Genomic DNA, 23,744 nt, shown 5'->3' with positions numbered 1-23,744 from the left:
GCTTGTCCAGAAATGGCTGTAAAAATGCCGAAAGCTCCGTATCCCAATCTGCCATATCGCGCCCCCAACGAAGAGAGCACAGATCATCTCAAACCAGCCTTGCCCGAATCTGCCAAAGTAATGCTAGCTCGGAATAGTAGGCCTTGCAGCTCTTCTCGATTGTGAAGGCGAGTCGCGGCCCTGCCCCAAAACCAATAAGCCCTTTCCCGGAAGCACTATTTGAAGCGACAGAAGATCCGGAGAGCTTCCAGGACGCATTGGTCATCCATAAGGGTCAACATTCCAAGCCGATTGACACATCGACGTTCCGTCTAAGAACCTTGATGCATTGCTGGATATGTCGTCACTCAAAAAAAGCGGACCGCATTAAAGTGAAGCATGCGACGCGTGAGATTCCCGACAAGCCGAAGCAACGACGCATCAAGGTGAACCAACGCTAGGCAAGCAGAATCATAGAGGGGAACCAAAAGGAAGGTGGCTCCAGCTTAGAGAGTTTGATCTGGACCCTTCAAAGTGGATCAGCTGGCTGGAATTTTACCGCTTGCCCTCCGGGTTGGTGGCTAGCACGACGGAGTATGGCATGCCCAAACGCGCTCCTTCATTTCGTTATTCCGCGCCATCCCCCCTGAAGTTACCCCGCATACCCAGTTCCCGGTATGCCTGGAGAAATCCGCCTTCCGCGGCCCTTGAGCGCGAAGCCGCGATTGATATCGTGCGAACTATAGCGGCAGCATATGTATTGAGGAGTACGCGGCCGCTTTCGGGGAGGATATCATGAAGTTTCTGCTGGCCGTTTCGCGCGCCATCGATGCCGCCAATTCAGCCATTGGCAAAGGCATTTCCTGGCTGCTTCTCGCAGCTATTTTCATCAGCGCCATCAATGCCGCCATGCGCAAGGCGTTTTCGATGAGCTCCAACGCCTGGCTTGAATCGCAGTGGTATTTGTTTTCCGCCGTGTTTCTGATCGCCGCCGCCTACACACTTCTTAACAACGAGCATGTGAAGGTCGATCTGGTCTACGGAAATCTTCCGCGCAAAGGGCAGCTGTGGGTCGACATTCTCGGGACCATTTTCTTTCTCATGCCCTTCTGCCTCATCACGGTCTATCTCTCCTGGCCGGTGTTTCTGCAGAAGCTCGCTTCCGGTGAGGTTTCAAACAACACGGGCGGCCTCATTCAATGGCCCGTCTGGGCGCTGATACCGATTGGCTTCAGCCTCCTCGCCATTCAGGGCGTTTCGGAACTCATCAAGCGTGTCGCGATCCTGCGCGGCGATATCCCCGATCCGGTTGCCGAGGCTGACGCCGCGGCGGCAATGCTCTGATCGAAGGAAAAAACAATAATGGCATTCATTGCGGAAAATCTCGCGCCCATCATGTTTGCGGCGCTCATCATCGTGCTGTTGCTCGGTTATCCCGTGGCCTTCGCGCTAGCCTTTGTCGGCTTTTTCTTCGGCTTCATCGGGATCGAACTCGGCCTGCTGCCGGCGACGCTGTTCCAGGCCATTCCCGATCGCATATTCGGCCAGATGTCGAACGAAACGCTGCTGGCGATACCGTTCTTCACCTTCATGGGGCTCATTCTTGAAAAGAGCGGCATGGCGGAGGATTTGCTGGACACGATCGGCCAGCTGTTTGGACCGGTTCGTGGCGGCATCGCGTTTGCCGTGATCTTCGTCGGGGCAATTCTGGCCGCCACCACCGGCGTCGTCGCCGCCTCGGTTATCTCGATGGGCCTCATCTCGCTTCCTATCATGTTGCGCTATGGTTATGACCGCAAGGTCGCCGCCGGCACGATCGCGGCTTCCGGCACGCTGGCGCAGATCATCCCGCCCAGCCTCGTGTTGATCGTGCTGGCCGACCAGCTCGGCCGTTCGGTGGGCGACATGTACAAGGGCGCGCTCGTTCCGGGTCTCATGCTCGTGGCGGCCTATGCGCTTTATATCATCGTGACCTCGATCATCAGCCCCACGAAAGTCCCAGCCCTGCCGCTGGAGGCGCGGACCCTGCGCGGCACCAAGCTGCTGCTCAAGGTCATCACCTCGCTGGTGCCGCCGCTCGTATTGATATTCCTCGTGCTCGGCACGATCTTCCTCGGGATCGCCACTCCCACGGAAGGCGGGGCCATGGGTGCCGTCGGGGCGCTCGCCCTTGCGCTTGCCAACCGCAAGCTCAATTTCGGCCTGATCCAGCAGTCGCTGCATGCCACGGCAAAGCTGTCGTCCTTCGTGCTGCTCATCCTGCTCGGCGCGCGCGTCTTTTCCCTGACCTTCTATGGCGTGAACGGCCACGTCTGGGTCGAGCATCTGATGACATCGATTCCGGGCGGCGAGATCGGCTTCCTGATCGTCGCCAACCTGCTGGTCTTTTTCCTGGCCTTCTTCCTCGATTATTTCGAGCTGGCCTTCATCATCATCCCGCTGCTGGCGCCGGTCGCCGATGCGCTTGGCATCGACCTGATCTGGTTTGGCGTGATGCTGGCGGTCAACATGCAGACGTCGTTCATGCACCCGCCCTTCGGTTTTTCGCTGTTCTTCCTGCGGTCCGTCGCACCGACGCGCGCCTACAAGGACCGGATCACGGGACAGACGATCCAGCCGGTCACCTCGTCCCAGATCTACCTGGGCGCCATTCCCTATCTGTTCATCCAGCTGACCATGGTCGTCATCATCATCGCCTTCCCCGGCATCGTGATGCACTACAAGTCAGGCGCCAAGGTGGCGGATCCTTCGTCCGTCCATATCAACGTTCCCATGCCGAGTGCGGGAACGGACGCCGATCCCTTCGCCAATCCTTTCTCGGCACCTGGCAACAGCGCACCGAGCTTCGGAAAGCCTGCCACCCCATGACAATCGGCCGGGCGCAAAAGCGCCCGCCGCAACAAAAATCGCTGACGTTCAATAGGAGGAGGTAATCTATGAAGGTCAACCCAGGTCGCAGACAACTCTTGTCGGGCGGCGTACTTGCAGGGGCTGCTGCGGCTGCTTCGGCACTTGCGACACCCGCCATAGCCCAGTCTTTGCCAACCGTTCGCTGGCGTCTCACGTCCGGCTTCCCGAACAATCTGGACACGATCTATGGCGGCGCCGTCGTCATGGCCAATGCATTGAAGGCGATTACAGGCGGAAAGTTCGAAATCCAGGTCTTCCAGGCCGGTGAAATCGTTCCCGGCGCCCAGGCCATCGACGCCGTAAAAGCCAATACCGTCGAGATTTCCCATACCTGCGGCTATTATTTCACCGGGAAAGATCCGACATTCGCCATCGGTTCGACCATCCCCTTCGGCCTGAACGCCCGCCAGCAGAACGCTTGGCTCTATCATGGCGGCGGCAACGAGGCTTACAACGAATTCCTTTCCGACTACGGCGTCATCGGCATTCCCGGTGGAGCGACGGGCGCCCAGATGGGCGGCTGGTATCGCAAGGAGATCAAGAGCCTCGAGGATATCAAGGGCCTCAAGATGCGTATTGCCGGCGTCGCCGGACAGGTGCTCGCCAAGCTTGGCGCGGTGCCGCAGCAACTTCCGGGCGGCGACATTTATCCGGCGCTGGAACGGGGCACCATAGATGCCGCGGAATGGGTCGGCCCCTATGACGACGAAAAGCTCGGCTTCTACCAGATCGCGCCTTATTACTATTATCCCGCGTTCTGGGAAGGTGGGCTGACGATCCACTTCTTCGTCAACAAGGACCAATATGCAGCACTGCCTGATGAATACAAGGCAGCGCTCGACGCCGCCTGCAAGGCCGCCAACATCAACATGCAGGCGCTGTACGACGTCAAGAACAAGGATGCGATCCGCTCGCTGGTTTCCAAGGGCACGCAGCTTCGCCCGCTGCCCCGCGACGTGCTCGACGCCGCCTACAAGGCGACCTTCGAGCTTTATGACGAGTACACGCAGAAGCATCCCGCATGGGCCAAGATCTATCCGGGCTGGAAAAAGTTCCGCGACGAGAGCTTCGAATGGTTCCGCGTCGCCGAATATACCTATGACAGCTACGGCTATGCCATGCAGACGGCCGGCAAATAAGCCGACATAGACTTTACCGAGGCCCCTGGATGGCGACATTCCGGGGCCTCAACCCTTAGCGGCTATTCTTTGATAAGCCCGTTATCGATCGCATAGCGGATGAGACCGGCAGTCGTCGCTATGTCCAGTTTCCTCTTGATATTCTTGCGGTGGGTTTCCATCGTGCGCTCGGCGATGTCGAGCGCCAGGGCAGCATCGCGATTGCTCTTTCCGCGCGCGATCAGCAGCAGTACTTCCTGCTCGCGTGTCGTCAGCGCCTTCAGCCTGCCGGAAGACCCCTCCATCAGCACATCGCGAACGCCAGAGGAAAAATAGGTGCCGCCGGCAGCCACGGTTTCGATTGCGGCGACTATTTCTTCGGTCGCCACATCCTTCAGAATGTAACCCGCCGCACCATACATGACCGAGGTCGATATATATTCCCGGCTGTCATGCATCGACAGCATCAGCACCCGGGCGGAAAGCTGCTTTTCCTTGAACAGCTCCAGGGCATCGATGCCATTGATCTGCGGCATGTTGATATCCATCAGCACCACATCGGGCCGCGTGGCGACAGCCGCGTCGATACCGGCCATGGCGGACACCGCGGTTCCAACGACTGCGAGATGCTCGTAAGTCTCGAGGACGGCCCTCAACCCATCCAGAACCAGAGGATGGTTGTCGATCAACAACACACGGATCGGATGAACGGTCACTCCGCGGCCTCCTGTAAGCCGCTATTGCGATCCTTCATGGCGGTGATGGGCAGCACCGCCCGCAGAACGGTTCCCCTGGCGGAGCTTTCGACATCCAGCCTGCCCCCGAAATGCGTCATGCGTTCCTGCATGTTTCTCAAACCGAGCCCCTTGCTTGCCGGCATCCCGTTCTCTGTCCGAACGGCCGGAAAGCCGCGGCCATTGTCGCTGACATCCATCTGGACCCGTTCATCGCGGCTGGAAAACCGGATGGCGACCTGCGTCGCGCCGGCATGGCGCTCGATATTGGTCAGCGCCTCCTGTGCGACACGGTAAAGCGCAACGCGTGCCTCCGGGACAAGCATATGCTTGAAGGCCACGGATTCAAGCGTCGCCGCAATTCCCGTGCGTTCGGAAAAACTCGAGATGAGGGATTCCAGAGCTGCCGTCAGCCCCAGATCGTCGAGGACGCGCGGGCGAAGATCATGCGAGATGCGGCGGACTTCCTTGATCGCTTCGTTCAGCGCAATGGCGCCTTTGCCGATTGCCTCGACAGCGCCGACATTATCCGGCGTGACCTTGCGCCGCGCGAGATCGATCGCAAAACGCACGCCGACGAGATTTTGGGAAATGCCGTCATGCAACTCCCGGGCAATGCGCAGACGCTCCTCCTCCTGGGTATCGATGATCCTTTGCATCAATTCCTTGAGTCGGCCATCCGCCAGCCGCTGCTGGCGCAGATTGAGCAGCATGCAGGTGGCAAACACCAGCAATACGGCGGGAACCGCAAACAGGGCGACGATCAGGAAGTTCCAGGTGATTGAATGCCGCAGCTCCTCCTTCGCCGCCGCCGTCGTCGCAAAAACGTCGTCGAGGTAAACGCCGGTACCGATCATCCAGCGCCATTTGTCGAGGCCGGCCGCAAAGGAAAGCTTGTCGGCCATTTTTTTGGTGGAAGGCTTTTCCCACTTGTACTGGACCAGCCCTCCCCCCTTTTTCGCCTCGACGATCAGATCGTAGATCACCCGGTTGCCATCGGGATCGTGGAGATCCAGCCAGTTGTTCCCCGGACGGAAATTCTGTCGCGGATGGACCACGTTCAGCCCGTCATAGTCATAGACGAAGAAATAGCCGTCAGTGCCGTAGTCGAGACCGGTCAGGATGCGCTTGACCTCTTCCTTCGCGGCCTCGTCATCCGGTCCTGCCCTGTCATAGACCGAGCGGATCGCCGAAAGGGCAAGATTGGTGAGGTTGAGGAGTTCAGCCTCCTTTGCAGCGAGCATGTTGCGTTCGAACGCATCGATGCTCGTGCGCGCCAGCGTCATGGACTGCCACGTGATCAGCGCTGTAATGACGATAATCGCAAGAACGAGAGGCCCGATGGCCAATGCAAGGATCTGGTTCCTGAGTCTCATGTGGCCCTCCGTCACATTCGCTCTTACTTACCCTCAATTGACAACACTTCGCACGTCAAGTCGAGCGCGTAAAAGCGTATACTGAGCGAGTTGACCTGAGATTGACCACTCAACCTTGGCGTAGTGGGCAGTCGGAGCATCCTCGACTTCGAGGAGAGTGACCGCTTTGAGGGGCTGAAAATATCGGAGCATTAACGAATAATATAAAGTGAATAGCCCCAAGATTTGTAGACGCCTTCTTTCCTAATTTTGAGGCAAGAAGAGCATCATGAGCAAATCGAATTTCAGCGAAGAGTTTAAGCGCGACGCGGTGCGTCAGATCACGGAACGGGGCTATCCGGTTGCGGAAGTTTCGCAGCGGTTGGGTGTCAGCCAGCACTCGCTCTACGAATGGAAGAAGAAGTTTTCCTCTTCGTCTGGCAATCAGGCCAGCGACCAATCCGAAGAGATCAGGCAACTCAAAAAGGAACTGGCGCGGGTCACCGAGGAGCGCGACATATTAAAAAAAGCGACCGCGTATTTCGCCAAGGATGCAAAGTGAAGTACGCGTTCGTTGCCCAGCATCAACAGCGCTTTTCGGTGCGAATGATGTGCCGCCTGTTGCGCATCCATCCCAGCGGGTTTCATGCCTGGCTTCGGATGCCGTTGAGCAAGCGTGCCTGCGAGGACAAGCGACAAATCGATCTGCTCCAGACGGCTTGGGAAGAGAGCGGCAAGGTCTACGGATATCGCAAGCTTCATGACGATCTGCTCGATCAGGGCGAGACATGCTGCCCTAACCGGGTTGCCCGTCTGACACGGATTGCCGGGATAAAGGCTCAGATCGGCTACAAACGCCGTCCTGGAATTTACGGCGGCAGGCCTTCCATTGTCATCGACAACACTCTGGACCGTCAATTTGACGTTGCTGCTCCGGACAAGGCGTGGGTCACTGATATCACCTACATCCGGACCAACGAAGGATTCGCCTATCTCGCTGTCGTCATCGATCTCTATTCCCGCCGTGTCATCGGCTGGTCGATGCAGAGCCGTCAGACAACGGATGTCGTGTTGCAGGCGTTGCTGATGGCTGTCTGGAGGCGAAAGCCAAAGGAAAAGGTTCTGGTGCATTCGGATCAGGGATCGCAATTCACCAGTATGGACTGGGCATCGTTCCTGAAGCATCACAATCTGGTTCATTCGATGAGCCGACGGGGCAACTGCCACGACAATGCCGTGGCTGAGAGTTTCTTCAATCTGTTGAAGCGGGAGCGGATACGCCGAAAGGTCTATCGCTCAAGAGACGAAGCCAGGCAGGACGTGTTCGACTACATCGAGATGTTCTACAACCCGAAGCGCAAACATGTCAGAAACGGGATGCTGTCGCCCGTCGAGTTCGAAAAGCAGCAGAAAACCTAACCTGAGGGTGTCTACGAAACTCGGGGCTATTCATACCATCCAGGCGTCCTAGCGCTCGCTCAGCCAAGCTGAGGCGCTCTAGCAATGAAAGCACATCAATCGCCGGCTCGGGCGGCAATGGTGGGGGACGAACGCCCGCACTGTTTCACTGGCAGCGACCGTCTCGACGAAACAACCCAGGCAATTTTTCCCAATATCAGCCGCGCCCCTTATTTAAGCAAGACGCATTTCATTTAATTAAGCGACCGACGTAGATAAGCGCGCTTAATTAACGCGCCGACATTGAACTCCTGAGCTTTGGTCCAGGCGGCACAGGCGCCTAATACGATGATTTGGCGCCGTTAAAGTGACAGCCTGATACATCCTTTGTTAAAGCTCGCCTCATATTCCCGCTCGCCCTCGGCACTGGTGTCGAGAGAAACGGAATGAGCATGATCAAACACGACCTTTCATCACGTCATTTTCAGCGAAAAATATCCCAGTTCTGCGAACTGCGTATCGCGCCGATCACATCCAGGCGGGTGCCGGAGAACATCCGGCCCTACCTGGTCAGCTTAATCATCTATCGGAAATCGCCCCCGCTTCTAAATGGCCATATCGACTGGACGATGATCAGTCAGGCCTGCGGGATCGAAGCCGAGTTGATGGCAGAACTGAAAAAGCAGCTCCGGCCAGGCCTGGATGCAATCATCCGCTGGCTCGGCGCACCACCAGTGGCCGAAGAACGACGACCGCCAAAACCGACAGTTAGCTCGGGCAAAATGGCGCCCGCCAGGAAGGCAGCTTCCGCACGCTCCGCCCGACAGCCGCAACGCTCGGAGACCGACGGTACCTTTGTCGGGTCTGCGTCAACATCGCGCGGCCCTGCACCAAAACCGATAAGCCCTTTCCCAGAAGCACTATTTGAAGCGACAGAAGATCCGGCGAGCTTTCAGGACGCATTGGTCTACCATATGCGTCGGTTCGGCGACACATATTGGCAACTCCACCGCGCCGTTGTTCATCTGGATGAGACATTTGATAACAAGACGCTGCTATCCTGGATGCAGGGGGAGCGCGTGTCCCGCTCCGTTGCCAGCTTTAATATCCTGCGCCGCATTGAGCGGCGCTATCGGTTGCAGGATATTTTAAGGACAAGCTGCCGCACCAGGCGCGCTCGCTTTATGGTCATGATCTCGGCGATATCAGCCCGGCTGAGCGGCGCAGGATTTCAGTGCATCTGCCAGATGACTTCAGTAGCCTGCCCTTTACCAAGCGCGAGGAGATTCGCCATTGGGTGCGCCGGGTGATCATTTCCGGATCGACAGAGTATCGCCGATATCAGGCAGCAGCCAGCAAGCAACGTTATGCCATTCGCTTTCCCGGTGTCACTTATGGCGGAAGTTCCATATCACCCCGGTCCTTGGCATCTGCAGTCGGCGCCAATCAGAATCCAATGATAGAAAACGATGATCCGGATTTGCTCTCCGGGGTTATCGATGCGCCGCCAAGGCTTGCAATGGAAATGGCAGACCTTATCCGTTTCAAAACCTCGACCCTGACTGCCATTGGCTTTCAACGGAATGGCGTCTGGGGCGAGGAAACGGCCTCTCAGAAGATAGAACATCTCGGGTTGATGTTCGGCGCACTAGCTTCCTCGCCAAATAGCGCAGTAAGAGGTTTCGGCGTACCGCTTAGCTGCCAAAATCCTCAACCAGGTTTGGGAAGCTGCGTAAGATCGAATGAGATACTCGGCTCGGATTGTGATGACAGTCTCCGTCCGAGCCGACCTCTTCGTTTCGCCTTGAACCATATCGAACCCAAGCACCTGGCAGACCAATCCAGATCCAATTGATTTCCTTTATTAAATTGGATGTCGCCCTTCTCACTAATGGTTGTTTTCCCGCAACAGGACTCGGGACTTTTCTATTTCATCGGCCGGTAGAATGCCGAACGTGCGATGGACCGCCGCTTGATATTGCCTCTGGACGGCATCAACGCCCGTTGTGATTGCGCTCCTCCAAGATGGACCTCTGCCCCACGCTTCGTGAAGAGCATCTGCCAGATCTCGGCCAGCTCCGGTTTCCTGCAATGCCTCAAATAGCGTTCCGGCCTGACGCAAGTCCTTTTCCTTCTTTGCCCTCCCTCCAGCATCATCTTGACGCCGGCCGGCCACGATCAGTTTATGGACGGCGAACCGTGACGGATCGGGCACCACGACCGAAACACCGGCACCATGCAGCAAGATCGTTCGCACCGGATCGCGTATAAGGAAATCCATGTATCGGAGAGGTTCGGCAGACGCGCCGCCCAGAGCCGGCATTTGCGCCGGTTGATCCGCGTAATCTTCCGATCCCCGGTTTGTCGTCAGGAACTCTACTCGATAACCGCTCGAGTTGCGGAAAGCATTAGAGCGAGGTGAACCGGAAACATGAGGGACGGCCCGGAATGACGGATCGATGGATTGAAGGAGAGCGACAATCGGTGGAATCGAATCCTCGACCTCGCTTGATATCGCGTAATCTTGTGCCAGGTCCGCGTCACCTGTCAGGATCGCAGCCATAGGCAGCCGGATACCGAGATGGGCCGCATAACATTGGAAAGCGACTGTGCCGACGAGGACACCACGGAGCCGGAATAAACCGGCTGATGCCAATGCCTCAACAACTGTGCCTGTGAAGCGATCCGGAGCAATTAGACCCGCTTCGCGTGTCAGCGCCGCCACTATCTTTCGCCGGTTCTGGTAATCATCCTTCTCACCCCTGAAGGCTTCAACCCGGGTTGTGATTTCATTATCATCAGTAGGGCCGACATAGCGCCGCTTTTGACCACCATTGCCGTCCGGTTGGTCGAAATACCAGTATGAGCGGCTATCGACCTTGACCGAGACAAAGCGACCAGTGGGCGGAAAATCGGCTGACCATTGCGCATCAAAAGTCCGTTGCTGCAACTCCGCGACCATCGTCCGGAACATGAGGTCGATCTGCTTCATTTGAGGCGCCCTATAACATTTCCTCAAATCTAGTATAGTCGATCGGTTTGCGCAAGCCAGCCCACCGAAATGCGACTCAGGGACCCGAAATTTTCAACGGCCAAAATCATTAATCCTACGAGGCAAAAGCGATCTGAAACAATTGGAAATTCCGCGTCACCTCAAAGGAACCGTCAACGTCGAAATACAAATATTTTTTTGCAATTGAAGGAAAAGAACCCATCACCCCTACTATTTCCCCGCCACGCGCACTTCACGGCAGATATGAAGGCGCGCGGCCTCCATGCCTAGCTCTTGAAGGGATCAGAACCGACGACCCTGCTATTGCAAACTCCCTCAGCAAAGATCCGCAGACCAACCAATAACTTGGCTTAACTGTACGACTGACTTGGGACCGATTTCGCACAGACCGGCTTGTAAAATGCCAAGCGATAGCTACCGTTCTTGCTCTGAGCTGAGCCAGCCTTCATCTTCTCGATCTGCGAGGATATCGCGCTTATGACAGCCCCGAGGCAAAAAGGACAGATTCCTATGGAGCAGCTGAAACGCGCCGAACGATACCTCGCGAGGGTTCGAGCAATTTACACCGGCACCTTCGCCCAGTCCCATGATCAATGCGACTACGAAGACGACTTGCTTTCGTTCTTCATGCATTGCTATCACATACGAGACTGGATCGTTCATCTAAACAGCGTTGGTTTAACGGCAAAGGATGTCGATAATTTCATAAACGCCAATCGATGTCTTCAGCTCTGTGCTGACCTATGCAATGGAACAAAGCATTGCAACCTCGATCGAGCGGCCAGAAGCGGAAGTCAACCCCGCGTTTCTGGCAAGGCATACAAGGCGTCAACCTGGTTTACCGGCTCCGAGGGTGGTGAGGTACTTCGGGCAAAGTACGTGATCGTCACTTCCAATGGTTCAGTTGATGCCCTTCAGCTTGCGGAAGACTGCATGGAATGCTGGTCCAAATTTGTCGTCGAACTAGAAACGAAATTCAATCAACAATCTGGAGGTTGATCTTGCGAGGGACGTCTGAATAGTCTGTCCCTGCCGCTTCGGCTAAGTGGTATCACGTTTTCTGCTACTCACTCACAGAGAACACGGTAGCGTTTATGGGACAGTTAGGCGAGAAGTAGTTCGATCCCCGGAGCGGGAGAACGACCGAACTATAGTAGACGGCGCAAGGGAGGGCCCCCCCTAAAACTCGTTCCAGAATTTTCTAAACGCTTCCATGAATGTGTTGTAGTTGTCAGGCGACCAACACACGGAATGCCCATAGCGGAGCAGCCAATGGATACCATTTGCGCAGGTTAACTGCGACTTGTCGGACAGGTTATAGATGTGATTGAAGCAGTTGATGACAGTTTGTTGATAGCTGGTGCCGAAAAGGCTATCCGGCACATTCCAAAGCATCCCTTCTAGGAAGTATGACGGTGCAACACCCTCTTGCAGCCTACCGTTTGCGAGCATGCGGTTACGGATGTTCTTGAAGATGCGGACGGTTGGCTTGAAATAGCTATTTGTTTGCTGGTGCTTCGCCGTGCAATTGGCCGAATGCTGTTTGGGATAGTTGACAATCTTAGTACCGTCCTTGGTCCAGAACACGATACCTTCGCGATAAATTGGTTGACCGTAGGCCGGATAGCTCGCGTAGTGGCGATGTTCAGCACAAGCGAGGACATCAGCATCCCGGCGGTTTGCATTACCGGGCACGTAGATGGCCTTGCCGCTTCCATCAACGCCATTTCCATAATTCTTTGTAAGCCACTCCGTCACCTCCTGCTTGAATTTGGCGAGGGAGTAGTCCGCCTTCGTCCAGCCTTTGTCAAAGTTGGCTTTATCATTCGCCGAAAGCTCGCTGGTGTCGGAATAGTAGACTGAACTCAGGCGAATGACGATGTCCACGTCACTGTCTGCCCATACGTTCGTATCGTTACCGTATGAGCCCTGAAGGAATGTGTCGAAATTCTTTGGGTAATAGGGGGAGCCGGAATCGTTCAGGACAGCGCTGATGCTCTTGTAGGTGGCGGCTGACTGCTGGACGCTGCCTTGTGCCGACCACGTTTCCAATTGTGCTTCATCGACAGCCATTATCGCATCCTTTACAGGAGGAATTCTTTTAGGGTTGGTTCAACCTTCGCGAATGACTCACGTCCGCGCTGTCGCAGAATATTGAGCTTCTTAAGATCGTGTTCGAAGAGATCAGTAGCCATTTCCGGCTGCTCGAAGGTATCGCTGATCCTAACTGTGGGCACGTCCTTGAACAGGATCGCGCGAAGCTGGTCCATTGACTGAGTATTGATCTCCAGCGTCTTCTGGAGAAGCTGGACGCTCTGAAGGTATTTTGCCCAGTACATCATGCTGAACATCGATTTTTTCGGGCTAGGGTAAACACCGACGCCGATACTAATCACTCGCAAATCCTTGTGCGCGAGATTCAGTGCACGGGAAGCGTCCGCGATGGCATAGAGGGTGGGGTTGTTTGCGCAGTAGCCCCCATCAACAAGCTTGACCTCGTCCCCGGCGGCGGTAGTCACAGTGGTCGGCTCGAAGAACGGAAATGCAGAACACGACGCCCGTACAGCATCGCCAATTTTTACACCGAATCCAGGCTTGAATGTCCCCTTGCGGCCATGAGCCTGCTCGATACTACCTTTGAAGATCATGGGCCTCTCAATCACCCATTTCGTAGTGACGACGCCTACGGCGGTCTTCACGTCATCGAACATAGCGTCTTTGAAGATTTCTCGGGCCAACTCAGCCAGTTTGGCCGACTTCTCGGATGGCTTCTTAAGACTCATCACATCGGGCACGAACTTCTTATACAGGTCGTGGATTTCGCTGATCGACATCCCGAGCGCGATCATCGAACCGATAATAGAGCCAGTACTTGTGCCAAAGATGAGGTCAAACCGCTCGTGGAGGCGGCAACCGATCATGCCTTCGATCTCTTCGAGGACGCCCAGGCTATAAAAGCCTTTGGCGCCGCCGCCATCAAGGCTGAGAATGCGATATGGCTTGGTCCGCTCTTCCCCTTTGGTCACGGCTTAGCTCCCTCGCTCTGTGTGGCTAAAGGGCGATTGCTGCAAGGAACATAATACCACCCTCTACTCGCTGACGGATGCTCTGGAGCTTGGCAAAGCCATGTTTCCCCGCCGCGCCGTGGGTAGCCTCGTTGAACACGTGGAATAGCTGAAGGATGTCATCGATATCCTTTTCCACAAAGCCCAGCATCTCGGGAGAATCAGCGCCCTTTCTTTTCAAGAGATAACGAATCTTCGCACGACGGCTCGGTGTTCCGTTGGGGGTCTTGTCGTAATTGCTGTCCGCTGCAATCACGTCGGCATTATCCGCCCACTTTTCGAGAATCTCGGTGAAAATTTCCCTGACGCTGGTGCAAAAGTGACGAGCGGCGTCTGTATTCATGGGGTTAAGGGCGTAGAGCGCGCCCTTCCAGCGGTCGCAAAGGTCTTCAGAAAATCCAGAAAGGTATTCGAGGATGCCGCTTTCATCCATTTGTTCCGGCGTCAGCGGTGCTTCGGATGTGAGTGCTTCGGCCACATTGGCGCTGTTGCTAGCTTCTTTCTCGGTCAATTCGAGAAGGTCAGACACACCCGGTGAATATTGCGCCGACCGTTCAACGCGCTCGAAACTGTCGTAAACATCGTAGGCGGAGTTCCGCACTTCAACATAGCGGGTGGTTGTCGATGCTTGACTTTTCAGCGAGGCGATTTGCCGAGCGAGAGCCTGCCGATTTTGATGAACCTTTGCGTTATGGGAATTGACCGCTTGATTGTATTTCCTGACGGCTGCTTCGTTCTTTTGGTTTTGCTGCCGTACAGCGCGATTGTAGTCGTTGACGACCTGCTGATTGTGCCGATTGACACGGTCAACTTCGCGGTTCACTTCGCGGACGTATTTTTCGGCAGCTTGGCGATTAGCTCGATTGACACGGTCGACCTCGGCATTGTAACGCCGGACCCAAGCATTGTACTGCTGCGGAGTCATTCGCCGCGTCATCAGCGCCCCCTTTAAAAGAGATTTACCCACTGCCTAGAATTTAGTCAGCGCGGTGATGTGTTGCAAGGGATGGTTGCTTAAGGTGTGGCAATATCCACTGCAATTTGCGAGCTTCCTGAAATTATCGGGTGCGGCGCTCATCCAACGTTTTTCTACAGTTTCTTGCGTGATTTCGGTTCCGGGTGAGATCTTCCTATCTTGAACGCGATCGTGGATAAGATTGATTGCGTCAAGATCGTTTTCGAAGGCCCCGCCTTTGATTCAGACTTAGATGCCGCCCTTCGTGAGAAGGCCACAATAAAATAGGATTTTAGCGATGGCGAAAAGCCGCATCGACAATCACCTCAAGGAAGACGCTTCTGAGCTTCTGGTAGCGAAGCTGCTTCCGGAGGAGTGGGTTATTCGCAAGCTGCATCCGGACTATGGCGTGGACGTGTCGATCGAAGTTTTCGAGCGCCAAGGACAGCAGATTCCAACCTTGGGAGAATTCCTGTTTGTTCAACTCAAGTCAACGACGTCGCTAAAGCGCGGCGTTGAACAAATCAGACCACGGGGAAATGTTGAAAAAGCTCTCGACACTCAGGACAGAGAAGCAGAGCATGAGCTCGACGTTCTACGATTTGTCATTGACACCGACACGATTGATAATGCGCGTCTCATGGGACCATCGACACCCCTTATGCTATTCGTTTGCGATCTCTCTGAGAACGAAATCTATTACGTCTGCCTGACCGACTACTACGACAAGATCATCGAACCGCGGGCGATCGACCTCAGCGGGCAGAACTCCATCACAGTGCTAATCCCGGCCGCAAATAAGCTAACCGATCCAAGATCTGTCCAGGTAATGCAGTTCTACGCGGCCCGCGCAAAACTCTACGGCATGTTCAACTTGGCGCAGTTCCAGTATCGCGAAGCTCGCTGGATTCTCCAAGAGCTAGCAAGCCATGAACATGTTGAGAAACTAGAAGCTAATTTCGCGATGATCGAGAGGTTCGCGCGGCGTCTACGTGCCATGCCTATCTGGGAGCGTGACATCCCATGGCAGTTAATGCGGGACTATAGAGCCAGGCTGGACTTGATCATCAAGAGCATTGAGGCCGATACGCTCGGGCTTATATTACGGGGTCTCGAAGCGTTCATTAAAGGCGACGATGCTGCCCTTACACCGCTCAAGCAATTCCATGGGCTTTGCATGCTGTCTTGGGAGCAGTTTTCCGCCATTGGCCAAACGTTCGAGGACATAGTTCGCGAGTGGTTCCTTCCAACATGGGTTGGTCAACTTGGAAGTGGTGAAGAACCATATTTTCGCGAAATTCAACCACAGCCCTCCAAATAGAATGCTCTGAGGGCGCGGCAAGCGGAGGACACGTATTACCGAAGCCGCTATTAGCACTCCTCGCCTGAGCCGAAGTGTCGCCGGCCGGGGCAGGCGCTACGGCGAGCGGTCGCTATTGACGATCACCACATCATCCGTAGCGGCCGAAATGAAGACACAAGATTGCCGTCGGCGTAGGCACAAATGACAGCAACTTACTCGTGAAGGGACGCCAAACCGCAGCCCAGATATCAAACTAGATGCGTAGAGACGACAGTACTCGTATTTGCCCTTTTCCCCTATCCGATTTCGGTGGTGCTCATTGTGAAGCATGGCCATCCTCAATGGATGCCAAGACGTGCATCTATGCTGTCGGAAAAATAATACGAGCCTGCGTACCGATTTCCTGAAGGAGGTAGAGAAGTCCACCGCCATCGACCAACTCGATAGGCTTGTCAGACGCGAAATTAAACGCGTCGGGTCCATATCCGCTCGTCGTGACCAAAATGCCTTTGTTCGCCCCTTCGTTCATCATCGTTCCATAGAGGTCTCTTACTGCCGACACGCCGACGGTGTGCCGATAACGCTTAGCCTGGATCACAACCTTGCCGCCCAATATCGGTCTCTTGTCATAGGCGATGCAGTCCACGCCACCATCTTTGGACGAGCGGGTGAGCTTCGATTCGAGTCCCATCTGGCCGAACAGGTTTGCGACCAGAAGTTCGAATTCCCCCGGGGTTAGATCCATCAGGTTCGGTGCAGAGCTCAAGCCGGAAACAAGGTCTGTCTGGTCGATAAAACGGGCATCCGTGATGTCAAACTCGACAATGGGTTTTACAGGTTGGGCCTCGGTGGCATGCCTTGACACCGCCGCACCAAGATTTCTGAGGCATATCGCCTTGTCGACCCGAGCCAGATTGATCGCGGAGAAGATTTCCTTGGTCGTCCTTACGGAGATCAGATGTGGCTGCACATCGCGGCCAGTCGCGGGGTCGACTGTGTGGATGAAGCCGTTGAAGCAGCATGTGTCGACCGCCTGCCCCTGATCCGCCTCGAACACCTCGTGCAACGTTCTAAGCGCGATGCTTGCAATTACATCCTGGTATATTGACTTAATGTCGGCCGGTTTCCGCGGCTTTCCTTCGATCACATCACGCGCCTTCACGAACCGGTACTCAGTGCATTGGGGTACGATTTCCGATGTCGGCAGCTCATACTCGATCACCAACTGTTTCGATGGAGCCGAATAGCCGATTGAAAAAGCCCTTGGGAAACAATCCGGGTAATTTGAACGCTCGAGAACCATTGTATTGTAGGCAATCACTGCATCGGGATCGAGAGCGAAATAGAGATCCTTGAATGCGTCGACCTCGGCATTTCGTTGAGACACTTTCAGATTGAACGCATTTAACTCGCTATCATGCTGGCTCGTTAAAGAACGCACCTGATTCAAGCGTTCTGCCTCGTTTTCATGCCAAACCGCCAGATCGGCCGCATACCGATTTTTTGCCTCATCGACTGCTCTCTGATAGCGCTTATTGGCGCCTGGCACGAGCGATGCAAGTTTGGACGGCTGGCGCGCCACCGCGAGATAACCCTCTAACTGCGGCTGTTGTGCTGCCGTCTCCAGGGCTTTATTCAGTTTTAGTACAGGTGCTGATTGGCTTACCCGGAGACTGTCAAAGTCCAATGTATCGTCAATCGCCAGGGTGTCGTTTAGAATATCTTCCAGCTCTTGCACTCGATCAGCGATCTCGGAAGTCCGATAATCTGCTTCCTGTTGTCGGTCTTCGACCTTGCGAAGAGCCGCTGCTTTCTGAGCCTCCCGTTGAGAGACGACCTGCTGCCGCTGATATAGGCTTTCATCCCGAAGCCTTTGCCGCTCTTGTTTTTCGGCCTCTCTGACCTGTCGTTTGCGGTTCGCGGCACTGACACGTTGCTGCCGTGCTGCTTCGCGGGCCATCGCCATAACAAACTTTTCCAACCCACCCCGTCGCGCCATATTCCAATTCCCCCTGAAGCGATAAGCCTCGACATAAATCTCCAGCCTCAGCTGGCAAACACTCGTTACAATTTCCGGACTGGCATTGATCGTATCAACGTCTGGAAGCTTTGACCGGCACCAGACCACGCCGCCTGAGAGCCGACCACGTAAAGGTTCTGCTTCGCCCGGGAAATCGCGACGTTGAGAATATTGGGCGGGTTGCCTGCCCAGACGCGCGCCCTGTGCTGGCCGGGTTTCGGAGCGCCGAGCAACAGGATAACAGTCTCCGCCTCACGGCCCTGGAATGTGTGGATCGTCCCGACGCGATCTCTGACCCATGTGGCGGCGTCTTCGCCGATCGCGTTGAACAAATCCTTCTCGCGCTCCAGCCGCCGGCGCATTTCCATTTCGATAATCTTGAACGGTGATATGACGAATACGTCTGGAGAGACGATGCCAAGCATCGCAATCTTGCGCATCATACGGACCACTATCTCGCCTTCTCCGGAAGACCACTTGGTTTCCGCGTCGGCGTCGATATCGAACCAGCATGAAGGCCCGAACGCTGCACCAATCTCTCCGGGATCGGGCTTGGCAACGGCATGCACCATTTGTCCGTCATAGGCGATTGCATTTGACACCGAAAACATCGGATCCTGGCATCGCCGATGTACAAGAAGGGGAAATCCAACCTTTCGCAGACCGGCATCTGCGTTGAACGTCGACTGAAATGATGAACCGTGATCCGCCAAAGTCTGCACGGATGCAGTTGGGGCAGACCACCGATCTGGATCAACGTTGAAGAATTTGCAGATCTCGACGTTCAGCTTCTCGGGTAGCGAGACCACTGGCGGGACCTGGAGCGGGTCCCCGACCACAATACAACGTTTTGCCCTCATGATCGCGCCAACTGCGGCTTGCGGCACGGCCTGACCAGCCTCATCGACCAGAAGCCAACCAAGGGCTTCCGAACCCAGATCGCCAAACATCGTATTGACGGATGCGAAAGTGGTCGACACAGCAGGAATAACCATGAAGAGGGTTGACCAGAGATCACCCAGAAGCGCTTTGTGCGCCGGGTTCGCCAAGGCCCCGGCGGTAAAGGCGCTCATCAAGATGTTAAGGTTATGAAGAACCTTCTGCGCAGAAGCATCAACGAACGCTTTCTGAACGTTCAATGCTTCCGCAAACAAATCCTCGCGTTTGCGGTGCAGGCTATCCGGAAGCCAGGGAGCAGCTAGATTGATCACCTCGTGAGATTGAGCGAAAAACCTGTTGTCAATGATGCGGTCACCAAGCACCTTTCTCGCAGATTCAATAGTTTCGAGGTGATCAGCGATACTCGATCGGAGCGCGCTGAGTTCCTCGTCAATCCGATCGAGTTGCTCCTGCCGCCGGCAAAATTCCGCCTTGGCGGCTTCAAGTACTTTGGATGCGTCCGTCCATCTCGCTCGCGCTCTATCGCAAAGGTTGTCAATGTTGATCTTGCGGGTCTGCCAGCTTCGCCAGGAAGACGTCCCGAACAAACGGGCAAAAAATCCCGGACGGGCAAAAATATGAGCGTGCGAATCTTGCTGCGCCCGATCAAACTCCGCCTGTGCCGCGGCAAGCGCCGTCTCTGCATCCCGCTGCTGATCGCCGGCGTGTTTAGCAAACGAAACCAGTTGCTGCCGTTTAGCCGACATCGCGACAACAGCGTTTTGTGCAACAGGCAATAGTCTGCAGGATTTCCGAACCTGCTCGATATCTGCAAGGTCTTGATCGATCTCTTTGCGCAGGGTCCGAAACCGATTGCGCGCCTTTCGCCAATTCGTAAGGGCTGCTGCTTCACTGACAGGCGGCGTCTCATTCGTCACGACCGACGGGATTTCGCGACGGATTACTTTTCCGTCGTCATCCTTGATTTCACGCAGGACGTCATCACCCTTGGCCGCTTTCAGATAGATACGGAAGCCACCATCCTCATGCCACCAAAAAGTCTGCTGAAAGGCAGAGCGTTTTCCTCCGTTACCCAGGACGGCCGCGATCAGTCCCCAGGTTTGCTTCTGTGTGACGTTTGAATCCTCGTCATCCTCAACACCGAAGCGTCGTGGGTTTGCGACAAGGTCGCTGATCGAGCGCAGATAGGAAATCTCATCGGCTCGCCCATTGTTCTTATGAAGCGGCAATTCTTCGCTGACGTTCTGGACGGCTTTATTGTTGCTTGAGGCAATGACAATCTCATGCCCTCGCAACGTTGGATCTACCCGGTAGAAATGGAAAAACGCATTGCCGCCCACGCCCATTTTCTGGCCTGTCGTCGAAAATGCGTCAGCCGGCTTTTCAAACTGCACCATGGCCGTTGCACGATCGAGTACACATCCAACGACAATATCACGCAGCAGCGTTGTCTTGCCGGTTCCCGGCGGCCCATTCACACCAATCAGGCCGGCTTTATCGCCCAATTCCGCTCTGGCAACATTCACCGCAGCTTGTTGCAGCAGGACGAGTGGATGGTGACCGCTGGAAGGCCAGCGGGCTTGAGGCATCTTGGCAGGCGCGACGTATGGCTCGATCGTCGCCGGCGGTGCCAACACATCAACTGCTTCCTTAACCTTCGAAATCCCAAGAAATCGGCTGAGCCCCTCCCCTTGCTTGCCGGATGACACGAGCTGCGATGCAAGGCCGATATCATCGAGAAAGAAGGAATTGAGAAGTGAAGGCTCAGGTGGCGTCCTCGAGTTGAAATGATGGAAAACCTTGAGCGCGAAGGATGGTGCCTCAACAAGATCACGAGGAACATCGAACTGCCCCACCAGCCACTCGTGGGCTGCAGTGATCGTGGCGGCATCCAAAGGCAATGTATTGCCGTCCTTGTCTTTTCGCCGGACCAGCTTTTCCAGTTTCTCCAACACCGATGCCTGAGCAACTGGCCAGTTGCCAAGCTGGCCGAGATTAAGGGCCAATGCTTGCCGCAGAGCCCAGGCAAAGCTCGATACCGCGATGGCGTTCTCATCCAGAAGATAACCTTCTTTGTCGACGAGGACAGCCGCGATGACCGCCTTGCGTCCATCTGGTCTTGAACGCTCTTCATCCTCACCAAAAGCTTCCACCAAAAGGTCTGTCGCACGGTCCAGGGTGATGCAGCCGAGAACAACCTGAAAGTACAACCGATGTTTGGGCTTTGCCTTGAGGCCGCGTTCCCACGGAAGCCCCGCCCCGACCAGGGGCACTATTCGGCTTCGTTCTCCAGACGCCAGGTCTTCCGGCCGTTTGTAACTTTGAGGCGATAGTGCCTCCAGGGCCATCCAGGCAGCCAGTATCGAGGAAGGATCGTCTTTTCGCCCGCTGGGCTTGAACTCTTCCAAATCTGCCAGTTTCGAAACAGATTGGGGTACCGAAATTTGCGATGGTTGTTGTATTGATGGACTGGAATTTCGCCTCACCACCGTAGCCGGGTCCGAAGCACCTACTGGGAGGTTTCCGCCACGCTTTGAACTTGACAGCTGTATGAGAGCAGTATCAACCTCTTGACCGAGAGTCGCAGCCTTCTGGACAGTTCGTTTCGAAAGTTCGAAGGCCAAGCTCTTCAGTTCCGTTTCATCGTCCCTGAATTGTTCGAATAAGGCTCTGAGCTCGACAATGGATTTCTGTAAATAGGGCCGCTGCTGCATGTGAATTTCCGTGACAACTCCAGAAGCAATCGCTTATTTAGAGTTGTATGTCGAGAGCGTTGGTTAAAGTACGCGAGCCCTGAACAAGGTCCCCCAAAGGACTCCCCATTACAGTTGCGGCAAATGCATGATTTTAGGGCTTAATATCTAGCACAACGATTGCCCGTTTAGGCGCCGAAAACGGTAATTTATATCGGCCGATCATGCCAGTATATCTAAGGCGATTTCCTCGATATTCGCATTGTGCAGGTGCTTTGCGCTGCTTAATTCGGACGGCAGGTGCTCGCCCACGAAATAACTTCGAGAGGCGAGATTGAGCATAGGGATATCTCCGTGCGAATCCCCCGCCGCCGCGACGGCATCCCTGTTGATACCCAATTCGACAATCAGGGAGTTCAAATAGCTGGCTTTATCTTCCGGCCAAAAATGAACGATGGTCCCTTTCTGTTCCCAGCCGGCACCGATGGCGCAATCTGCACCCAGTTCTGAGGCGAACCAGCCGACAGCGAATTCCCAAGTGATGGACACAAGGGCGATCTTGACTCCGGCCTCTTTGAGGCGTGCAAACCCTTCTTTGACACCCGGAGCTAGACGAAGCTCCGACAGATGTCCAATCAGGGCAGCCCGGTCAAAGGGGGCATACCACTCCAACATTGTTTCACGTCCGGCGGCAATCTCATCTCGGGAGCGGAAAAGCTCGAAAGCGTCCATTTCAACCGTACGGCCTAGTTTCCGGGCAATACAGCCGCAGACATTTTCTCCCCGCAGAATGGTTCCGTCTGCGTCAAACGCAGCTAGTTTGATGGCGCTAATCTTCTGTCCCCTTCATGCTCGTTGGTGCCCACAGACCGGGGTAAAAGAAGCCGCCTGCCACAACGTCTCCGGTTGGCGCTAAACTGACATCCGCCCCTTTGCCAGACGAGCCCCTTTTATTTCGCCTTGAGTAGATTCGAACTCAGGACCTCGCGCTGGCACCATTATCAAGGTCCAAGGGAAGTATCGCCCTGCGAGGGTCAACTAACCTCGGTTCCATATCGTGCCACCATCGCCCTCGAGAGTGATAACTGTGCCGTGGGGTATGGACCGCGCCGCCAGATCCTTCATCATCTCATTTGCCAGTGCTGGCCGTGCCGGAACCGGTACGATCCGCTCATGATAATTGGACCCCTCCAACAGGTCGCCGCCAATGACCACTGGAAGTAGGTCTATAGACTTGAGGCGACCCTCAGCGTCGAAATGACACGTGGCAATGACGCTTTTCCAGACGTCGGGATCGGTCCAAACGACTTCGCCTTCCTCCAAATGAAACAGGAAGTTGCCAAGACCAAAGAAGATCGGCGCATCACGATAGATTTCGATCGGCTGCAGCACCGGTGCGCCATGGCTGACAAACGCGCCGGCGCCTGCATCGATACAGGCGCGGGCGAGCATCTGAACCCAGCCAGGAACCTCGCGCCAGCTCGGCTCCCAGTGATGATGATGGAGATAGGCGATGACGAACGCACCTTTGGCGGCCGTCTCGCGGATCGTCGAAAGATGGATGTCTATACTTTTCTCGTCCACCAGTATTCGCCGCTGGTTTTCCTCGGCACGGCGAAAGACAGTACCGTAGAAATCCATATCCTGTGCATCGTTGAGAACGCGCGGATCTTCCGGCTGTGTGTAATTTGCCCGCTCCATGGGGGTGCTTTGAAATGTCTGCTGGATGCCGGCCAAGAACCCAAACGTCGCGGCATCGACGTCAAAACGCCGCGAGACGTCGAGATGGTTCACACCGGGCCTAGCCGGTCGCCTCGCCGTCGCATCGGCGGCATACATGTTCGAGGGTCCCGGTCCCGCATCCGCGGCGACAAGCGCCACCTCCCTGTCGCCGAACATCCTGGTCCCTGGCAGGCGCGCATGGGCAGCGTCGACGCCGATACCCGCATGCAGAAAGTCCCTCGCTGCCACTTCCTCCAGGGTCGATAATACGCCGGAAGGCCCCAGATCGAAGGCATGATTATTGCACAGCGCCAGCGCGTCGAAGCCGATATCCTTCAACGTATCCAGCACGACCGGGTCGGAACAGCCGAAATAGAAGCCCTTCATGGGCCACCCGCCATGCCGGCCATAGATCGTCGTCTCCAGATTGGTGAAGGCGATATCGGCCCGACGGATCACCCGCTTGATCTCGTCGAAGCCGCTATCGACGACCTCTCTGACATCGTGATGAATGAGGGATTGGCCCGTCAGGACGAGCGTGAACGGCGAAGACATGATGACAAACCTAAATGGTGGAAG

16 protein-coding genes and 2 pseudogenes are annotated in these 23,744 nt (G+C 55.3%); 7 read left to right on the top strand and 11 right to left on the bottom strand.

Annotated features, from left to right (window positions below; translation table 11 throughout):
- The first annotated feature begins 774 nt into the window (after nt 1–774).
- The 3 genes from I3J13_RS20150 (at nt 775) to I3J13_RS20140 (ending at nt 4,028) form a co-directional block, all read left to right on the top strand.
- The gene (locus tag I3J13_RS20150) at nt 775–1,323 is read left to right on the top strand and encodes a TRAP transporter small permease subunit (RefSeq protein ID WP_080820225.1); all 549 of its coding nucleotides are present in this window, start codon (nt 775–777) and stop codon (nt 1,321–1,323) included.
- A 15-nt stretch (nt 1,324–1,338) separates the two neighbouring features.
- Nucleotides 1,339–2,847, top strand: a complete 1,509-nt coding sequence (locus tag I3J13_RS20145; RefSeq protein ID WP_181424064.1) for a TRAP transporter large permease subunit — start codon at nt 1,339–1,341, stop codon at nt 2,845–2,847.
- A 68-nt stretch (nt 2,848–2,915) separates the two neighbouring features.
- Nucleotides 2,916–4,028, top strand: a complete 1,113-nt coding sequence (locus I3J13_RS20140; protein ID WP_196379968.1) for a TRAP transporter substrate-binding protein — start codon at nt 2,916–2,918, stop codon at nt 4,026–4,028.
- A gap of 62 nt (nt 4,029–4,090) precedes the next feature.
- Here I3J13_RS20140 and mctR read toward each other — a convergent pair whose 3' ends face one another.
- Nucleotides 4,091–4,723, bottom strand: a complete 633-nt coding sequence (gene mctR / locus I3J13_RS20135; protein WP_059761235.1) for a two-component system response regulator MctR — start codon at nt 4,721–4,723, stop codon at nt 4,091–4,093.
- Nucleotides 4,720–6,117 carry a two-component system sensor histidine kinase MctS gene (mctS, locus tag I3J13_RS20130; RefSeq protein WP_196379967.1) on the bottom strand — a complete coding sequence of 466 codons (1,398 nt, stop codon included), beginning with the start codon at nt 6,115–6,117 and terminating at the stop codon, nt 4,720–4,722. The genes mctR and mctS overlap by 4 nt, the downstream gene beginning before the upstream one ends.
- A gap of 268 nt (nt 6,118–6,385) precedes the next feature.
- Between mctS and I3J13_RS20125 the strand changes: the two genes are divergently transcribed.
- Nucleotides 6,386–7,515, top strand: a protein-coding gene (locus tag I3J13_RS20125; protein WP_196379966.1) for an IS3 family transposase whose coding sequence is annotated in 2 segments (ribosomal slippage) — nt 6,386–6,629 and nt 6,629–7,515 — 1,131 coding nt in all. Because the reading frame shifts where the segments join, the coding sequence is not laid out codon by codon here.
- Nucleotides 7,516–7,546: 31 nt separating this feature from the next.
- Here I3J13_RS20125 and I3J13_RS25805 read toward each other — a convergent pair.
- Nucleotides 7,547–7,710 (bottom strand): annotated as a pseudogene (locus I3J13_RS25805) (Fic family protein); the annotation flags it as partial.
- 230 nt (nt 7,711–7,940) lie between these two features.
- On the opposite strand from I3J13_RS25805, the pseudogene I3J13_RS20120 reads away from it, so the two are divergent.
- Nucleotides 7,941–9,193 (top strand): annotated as a pseudogene (locus tag I3J13_RS20120) (hypothetical protein); the annotation flags it as partial.
- Between the two features lie 189 nt (nt 9,194–9,382).
- Here the strand turns inward: I3J13_RS20120 and I3J13_RS20115 are convergent.
- On the bottom strand, nt 9,383–10,486 hold the full coding sequence (locus I3J13_RS20115; protein WP_196379965.1) for a nucleotidyltransferase family protein: 1,104 nt from the start codon (nt 10,484–10,486) through the stop codon (nt 9,383–9,385).
- 531 nt (nt 10,487–11,017) lie between these two features.
- Here I3J13_RS20115 and I3J13_RS20110 point away from each other — a divergent pair.
- Nucleotides 11,018–11,506 carry a hypothetical protein gene (locus I3J13_RS20110; RefSeq protein WP_196379964.1) on the top strand — a complete coding sequence of 163 codons (489 nt, stop codon included), beginning with the start codon at nt 11,018–11,020 and terminating at the stop codon, nt 11,504–11,506.
- Nucleotides 11,507–11,686: 180 nt separating this feature from the next.
- Here I3J13_RS20110 and I3J13_RS20105 read toward each other — a convergent pair whose 3' ends face one another.
- The 3 genes from I3J13_RS20105 to I3J13_RS20095 are packed head-to-tail and all read right to left on the bottom strand — an operon-like array spanning nt 11,687 to nt 14,509.
- The gene (locus I3J13_RS20105) at nt 11,687–12,580 is read right to left on the bottom strand and encodes a nucleotidyltransferase domain-containing protein (protein ID WP_196379963.1); all 894 of its coding nucleotides are present in this window, start codon (nt 12,578–12,580) and stop codon (nt 11,687–11,689) included.
- A gap of 11 nt (nt 12,581–12,591) precedes the next feature.
- Nucleotides 12,592–13,533: a patatin-like phospholipase family protein gene (locus I3J13_RS20100; protein ID WP_196379962.1), complete on the bottom strand. Its 942-nt coding sequence runs from the start codon at nt 13,531–13,533 to the stop codon at nt 12,592–12,594.
- Nucleotides 13,534–13,558: 25 nt separating this feature from the next.
- On the bottom strand, nt 13,559–14,509 hold the full coding sequence (locus I3J13_RS20095) for a pPIWI-associating nuclease domain-containing protein (protein ID WP_196379961.1): 951 nt from the start codon (nt 14,507–14,509) through the stop codon (nt 13,559–13,561).
- A 316-nt stretch (nt 14,510–14,825) separates the two neighbouring features.
- Between I3J13_RS20095 and I3J13_RS20090 the strand changes: the two genes are divergently transcribed.
- A complete protein-coding gene (locus tag I3J13_RS20090) occupies nt 14,826–15,848 on the top strand; it encodes a DUF4365 domain-containing protein (protein ID WP_196379960.1) in 1,023 nt (340 codons plus the stop codon).
- A gap of 343 nt (nt 15,849–16,191) precedes the next feature.
- Here I3J13_RS20090 and I3J13_RS20085 read toward each other — a convergent pair whose 3' ends face one another.
- The 4 genes from I3J13_RS20085 to I3J13_RS20070 form a co-directional block, all read right to left on the bottom strand.
- Nucleotides 16,192–17,796, bottom strand: coding sequence for a restriction endonuclease (locus tag I3J13_RS20085; protein ID WP_206696256.1), 1,605 nt, complete (start codon nt 17,794–17,796; stop codon nt 16,192–16,194).
- Nucleotides 17,797–17,894: 98 nt separating this feature from the next.
- Nucleotides 17,895–21,464 (bottom strand): DEAD/DEAH box helicase, encoded by a 3,570-nt coding sequence (locus I3J13_RS20080; protein ID WP_196379958.1) that lies wholly within the window; start codon nt 21,462–21,464, stop codon nt 17,895–17,897.
- 201 nt (nt 21,465–21,665) lie between these two features.
- The gene (locus I3J13_RS20075) at nt 21,666–22,268 is read right to left on the bottom strand and encodes an HAD family hydrolase (RefSeq protein WP_338081652.1); all 603 of its coding nucleotides are present in this window, start codon (nt 22,266–22,268) and stop codon (nt 21,666–21,668) included.
- A 213-nt stretch (nt 22,269–22,481) separates the two neighbouring features.
- On the bottom strand, nt 22,482–23,720 hold the full coding sequence (locus tag I3J13_RS20070; RefSeq protein WP_196379957.1) for a CapA family protein: 1,239 nt from the start codon (nt 23,718–23,720) through the stop codon (nt 22,482–22,484).
- Nucleotides 23,721–23,744 lie beyond the last annotated feature (24 nt).

Source organism: Agrobacterium leguminum, from assembly GCF_015704895.1.
GTDB classification, from domain to species: domain Bacteria; phylum Pseudomonadota; class Alphaproteobacteria; order Rhizobiales; family Rhizobiaceae; genus Agrobacterium; species Agrobacterium leguminum.
This window is presented reverse-complemented; position numbering and strand designations above follow the sequence as displayed.